Source organism: Halobacillus sp. BBL2006, assembly GCF_000786645.1.
Taxonomy (GTDB): domain Bacteria; phylum Bacillota; class Bacilli; order Bacillales; family Halobacillaceae; genus Halobacillus.
In genome coordinates this window covers 1-4,665 of the sequence record NZ_JRNX01000506.1, presented here as the reverse complement: position 1 = coordinate 4,665, position 4,665 = coordinate 1, and the positions used below count along the sequence as shown (strand labels likewise).

6 protein-coding genes are annotated in these 4,665 nt (G+C 40.2%); all 6 read right to left on the bottom strand.

Features of this window, described 5'->3' with window-relative positions:
* Positions 1-1,467: ImmA/IrrE family metallo-endopeptidase (locus tag LD39_RS14850; RefSeq protein WP_035548789.1), on the bottom strand; the 1,467-nt coding region annotated here is incomplete at its 3' end.
* Positions 1,454-1,735: a hypothetical protein gene (locus LD39_RS14845; protein WP_035548786.1), complete on the bottom strand. Its 282-nt coding sequence runs from the start codon at positions 1,733-1,735 to the stop codon at positions 1,454-1,456. The genes LD39_RS14845 and LD39_RS14850, both read right to left, overlap by 14 nt.
* Before the next feature lie 40 nt (positions 1,736-1,775).
* Positions 1,776-2,204 carry a hypothetical protein gene (locus LD39_RS14840; RefSeq protein ID WP_035548783.1) on the bottom strand — a complete coding sequence of 143 codons (429 nt, stop codon included), beginning with the start codon at positions 2,202-2,204 and terminating at the stop codon, positions 1,776-1,778.
* A gap of 9 nt (positions 2,205-2,213) precedes the next feature.
* A complete protein-coding gene (gene mobP2, locus LD39_RS14835) occupies positions 2,214-3,377 on the bottom strand; it encodes a MobP2 family relaxase (RefSeq protein ID WP_035548780.1) in 1,164 nt (387 codons plus the stop codon).
* Positions 3,374-3,631 carry a hypothetical protein gene (locus LD39_RS14830; protein ID WP_035548777.1) on the bottom strand — a complete coding sequence of 86 codons (258 nt, stop codon included), beginning with the start codon at positions 3,629-3,631 and terminating at the stop codon, positions 3,374-3,376. The genes mobP2 and LD39_RS14830 overlap by 4 nt, the downstream gene beginning before the upstream one ends.
* A 251-nt stretch (positions 3,632-3,882) precedes the next feature.
* The coding region (locus LD39_RS14825) for a hypothetical protein (protein ID WP_035548774.1) at positions 3,883-4,665 on the bottom strand (783 nt) is incomplete at its 5' end.

Below are 4,665 nucleotides of genomic sequence, written 5' to 3'. Positions count from 1 at the left end.
TTCTTTTTGTTTTTCCTTCTGTTGAGAAGCTTCTTTATTGCTCTTTTTATTCTTCATTTCCGAAGTGTTGCTTTCCTTCTCTTCATGGAACTCTCTATCCAATTTACTTTCGATTTGAGATAGTCGCTGCTCACCACGATCCGTTAAAGGTAGTTCTTTTAATTCTTGTAGAGATTCTTTCTTAAGCTGGTACACCTCTTCTTTACTGTGAGTCTCTTGAAAAGCACGCATCTGATTCAAACGTTCTTGTCGGTCAGTATTTTCTTCTTTATCCAATTCTTTTCCAACGGTTGGTTCAATAAAGTTCATGAGCTCCTTTTTATAAGCATCTTTGAAATCTTGATGGGAATATTCCTCTTCGACCTTTTCTTCCTTATCAAACGGCCCGCTATCCTTCTCAGCCTTACTCACTTGGCTTCGGTACATATCCCGAAGCTTTTCTGAAGATAGTATCGCTCTTTCTTGTTTGTCCTCTTCCATTTCATGTTTTTGTTCTTTAACACTCATACCTTTCTCCCCTTCCTTTTCTTGGCCCATGGATTCTTCTATGGTCGTAATAAATTCTTTAGCTGTTGCCTGAACTTCTTGTAATAGGCTCTCATGGTCTTTAAGTTCATGATCCTTGGTCCAGTGATGCAGATAATCTAATGAGTAGTCACTGGTGTCAATATTGAAATAAGAAGCAACCGTATAAGCTGTCATTTCCGCCTGAAATTCTTTCTCCGGTTTGGTGTAGTCGCTCATATTTTCCTTCGTATGAAGCTTGGCGTGAGTCAATTCATGTAATAGAGTTTTTGTATCTTGACGCTCAGAATTACGCGGATTAAGAGCGACTTCTCCTTTCCCTGTGTAACTGACGCCTTTAGCTGCTCCTAACTCTTCATAAGGATCTACAATTTGAATGTTATTGTTATCAGCTATAGCCTCCATCCCTTGTCGAAGCTGACTGTAATTATGAACCTCCCCATCGATCCATTTGTTAGGAAAGATCTGAGGCAGATCTTTTTGAGTGGCTGTTGTCTGAGAAACATCAAACACACTCCCGGTAGAATAAACAAGACGGCCATCTCGTTTATCGAGTTGACCGTCTTTGACTTGTTGCTTTTCTGTTTTCGTCGCATATTTCAGAGGTTTCCATTCGCCCTCTTCATCTTGAAACTGTTGGCCTAACCGGTTAGGTACAAGAACCTTTAGACTTTTCTCTCCTTTGTTTACGGAGAACCCTTTGTCTTTCCAGAAGGCGTAAGAACCTACAGCTTCTGCTCCTGGAAACTGTGAATCAATGAGTGCAGTATTCCGTGGAGAATACCGGTGAAATTTCCCCATAAAGTCTAGATACTCTTTCATTTGTTTAGGAGTATGAAAGTGCTTAGAAATACTTTCTTCCATCCCCTCTGTCAGTCGATTGATCTCTTCTTTGACCTTTTCCGGTGATTTCTGTTTATAGGATTGTTTAGCCTTCGCCATGATCTTCAGCTCCTTCACTGATGTTCATGAGTTCTTCCATTTCTTCCTCATCGTAATTGGGTTCTGTATTTAATATCAGTTCTTTTGTTTTCTTATGAAAAGGAATGAGTAGATTCTCTTGATTCACTAAATGCTGTTCAAGATCAACCATTTCCTGATCACTCAACGTTAAAGTGTATTCTTCCTGTCCCACCTCCATCACGAGCTCATTATTTTCACTTAAACGCTTAAACACACCTACTTCATAATTGCTATTAAACAAAAGCATACCTTCAACTCCTTTATTAGATAATTTCTCATGTATAGCATTAGATTGATGCTGGTTGAGTCTCCCCGGCACTTATTCTCTTCTGACGCTGATGACTGATTCTTTCCTCGACTGCTTGCCTCGCATCCTTCATCGCTTGGCTTTCAAAAATTGGTGTGGTAACACAACTTTCTAAGTTCTGATCCATCGCAAAACCGTTCATTAATTCCAGAAGGACTTGTGTATTCTTATCGCTTCGATTGGCTGCTAACCGCAACCGTTTCATCTCTTCAGAAAACACGTCTTTAAAATGTTGAGCCATCAAACTCATGAGATATTCTTGTGATTGTTCCTTCGCATTCTGTGCTTCCCATTCCTCAATCATACGATCCAAAGCTTCACCTGGATAACGAATATGGTGCTGTTCCTGATACTCTTTGATTAACTCAATTGTCTCTTCATGAAGAGTAACATTTTGACGTCTTCTCATCTTTGTAACCTACCTCCCTCTTTCGATTTCCCGCTCTAACTTCTGATGATCCAAGTCATTGATAAACTGATCATACGTTTGTCCCAACGAGCGTTGAATGCTTCTTAAGGAACGTTGCAATTGAATTCCTGAAGGCATGGCCTTATAGGAGTAATTTTCTTGTGTCGTTTGTCTGGGATATTGCTGGCGATCATATTGTTTCATTTCTTGTAAGAACGCATTACCCATTCGTTTATAGAGATCATCTAACTTGTTTTGTTTGTAATGTTGGTATCGCTTTTTATCCTTAGGTCCATCCCCGTAAGCCCTCTTTAATTCATTTGCTTCTTTGTCCAATTTTTCATGTAGCTGGTTCATATCTTTGGCGTGGTACTTATCTAAATACCGTGTCGTTAGTTCATCAATCTTTGGTCGAAGAGGCTTCAGCGTTTGATAGCCATAGTGCCACTGTCGCTTATCCTCTGGCAAGTGATTATACACGTCGAGGAACAGAGGTTTTATTTCTCTATTGCTCCATTTCGTGCTGCTATTTTCTTTCTTTGTATTCACCATGTGGTCACGGATCAATGAGTTTATTCGGTTCCGTTCTTGCGTTCGATCCATTAATCCATTCACGACTTCACTTTTCATCGCGTCTAGAGTTTTCGGCTTTCGCTTTCCACGTTCACGAGTCGGGTTTGGTTCGACGGTGGCCACATGAATATGAATGTTATCGGTGTTATAGTGAATGGCCGCCGACCAAACAGCACTCTCTTGTAATCCTTCTTTTCTCATCATGGCCTGCATCGATTTCCGTGTTACTTGCTTCAAAGCATCTTCATCTAAGGTGTGTGTCTTTGAATCATAAACGCCTCGGTTTTGAAGCCAATCGTTATCAAATGTAATGACGTCCTGCCACATGATACTGTTCTTCTTTTGAGCTTGTTCAAACAAAGTTTTAATGCCCTGCTTTCCTTCCACCGATAAATGGTCCGACTGCTGAGTAAACAAAGCAGATGTTTTATCTGGGTCATCCATATAGTGATTATATAAACTAAACATGGACCGATGAGCATCCCCCTTTCCTTTTGCCTCTTTCCGATCCACATACTGCACATAATCTTGAAATCCTCTCTTATTCGCTGTCACAAATTTTGTTTTTAAAACCACTCCAGGTGTTACGGTTTCACTCATGCCTCTTCACCTGGTTCTTCAACCTGTAAGAGATCATTCATTTCTCGAATCGCTGTATAACAATGAGCCATCGTTTGAATGTTTCGATCGACTAATTGCTGCAGTCTTTGTTCACGAAGGTTCTCTTCTCGATAGACAGCTAACTGTTGCAACTGAGCATGTAAAAACTCTTGCCGACTTAACCCTTTTTCCTTCGCGAGTTCGTCAATTCGTTGAACGGTTTTCGGATCCATATAACGAATTCTTATTTCCATAACAATCACTCCCTTTGAAGAAGTCCCTAAAACTAGTGAATAAAGAGAAGAGCATAAGAGGTTTTTGTTCCCACTTGGCGTGTGAATCCCGGCAGAGCCGGGCAAAACGAGGGAACAAGAAAATCTCCAGATGTGCGGTCGCTGTGCGGCTAAAACAGGAACATCCATTCGTGTATTCACCTTGGTGTGTGGTCCCTGCACAGGAGATGTGTGGACCCTGTGTTGACCTCTACCACAACCTACGCCCCTTTTTAGTTCGAAATCATCTCTCGTTTTTCTTCTAACATCCCAATCTTTTCAAAGATGGTTTGGATGGTTAGTTCATGTTCAGCTGCCTCTTGATTAATCTGATCTTTTTCATTTTCTAGGTGATTAATTCTAGCCTCTGTATTCTTTTTCTCTTCCTCCGTTTCGTAAAGAAGCTCTGATTCTAATTCAACGATTTTTTGATCAACTTCTTTGATTCGTTCATCGATGGTTTGAATACTTGCCCTCTTCTCTTTTATTGTTTCTTTAGCCTTTTCGATTTCTTCAGATACAGCAGCAACTTCATATTCTTGCTCCGTTAAAATGTTTAATTGTTTGTCCATTTCCACTTTACGTTGATCTGTATAAATACGTGCCAGCTCTTTCTTTTCCTCACCCCCTTTTAGGGAATTTTGATCATTCTTTTCAGGAAATAGCATGGCGTTTTCTTCCTTAATAACATCGAGTGCCATGACATCAAAGGAAGGACTTACCTGGTGGATACTAATGACATATCTGCTTTCATCGTTGTACTCTACGTGCGTTGGAAGATCGCGTTTTGGATGCTCTTTTTCCTGAGCAGTAAAGCTCAAGGATTCATCTAACAAAGCTGTTGATTTATTGATGTTTATGGTGACAACCATCAGCTTTTTCGTTGGATTATAAACCCAGTCCTTAATCGTAAGTTCACCTGATCCTTGTAAGTTCAGAGGTTCATTGACAGGCGTTTGTTGAACTTTACTCTGATCTGCATCACCAAATATAAAACCAGAAAACAAGAAAAAAAG